Consider the following 700-nt stretch of genomic DNA (forward strand, 5'->3'; position numbering starts at 1 on the left):
CTGCTCGACCCGACGGTGTCTCGTCGGCACGCGCTGCTTCGCTTCGTGGACGGGGGCTGGTGGATCGAGCGCGCGCCCGGCGCCCGCGCGGCGATCGTCGCGGGACACACGCCCCTCGCCGAGGGAGAGCGGCGACGGATCGGCGTCGGAGCTGCGTTTTCGCTAGGTGAGTGCGTGCTCGTGCTGCGGGCGAGCGAGGGCACACGAAATCGAGACGCGCCGCTCGGGCCCGCGGGGATCGTCGCGCGATCGCAGGCGATGCTGAGCCTCTTGTCGCTCTGTGATCGGCTCGCGCCGACGTCGATCGCCGTGATGATCCTCGGCGAAACAGGCACAGGAAAAGAGCTCGTCGCCCGCGCCATTCACGAGCGATCGCCGCGCGCGAAGGGGCCCCTCGTCGCGATCAACTGCGCGGCGCTTCCAGAGAACCTCCTCGAGGCCGAGCGGGGGGCGTTTTCGGGGGCGGTCGCGGCGAAGCCGGGGCTCTTCGAAGCGGCGCACGGCGGGACGCTCGCGCTCGACGAAATCGGCGATCTCGCGCTCGGATTGCAGGCCAAATTGCTGCGCGTCCTCGAGCGGGGCGAGCTCACGCGGCTCGGCTCGATTCGGCCGAGGGCCGTCGACGTGCGCATCGTGTCCTCGACGCACCGCTCGCTCGAAGAGATGGTCGAGCGGGGGCTGTTTCGGCGAGATCTCTTCT

At 70.4% G+C, this 700-nt stretch carries 1 protein-coding gene; it reads left to right on the top strand.

The genetic code is table 11. The features are described from left to right. The coding region (locus tag JNK74_28925) for a sigma-54-dependent Fis family transcriptional regulator (protein ID MBL7650205.1) at nt 1–700 on the top strand (700 nt) is incomplete at both ends.

This window comes from Candidatus Hydrogenedentota bacterium, assembly GCA_016791475.1.
Taxonomy (GTDB): Bacteria; Hydrogenedentota; Hydrogenedentia; order Hydrogenedentales; family JAEUWI01; genus JAEUWI01.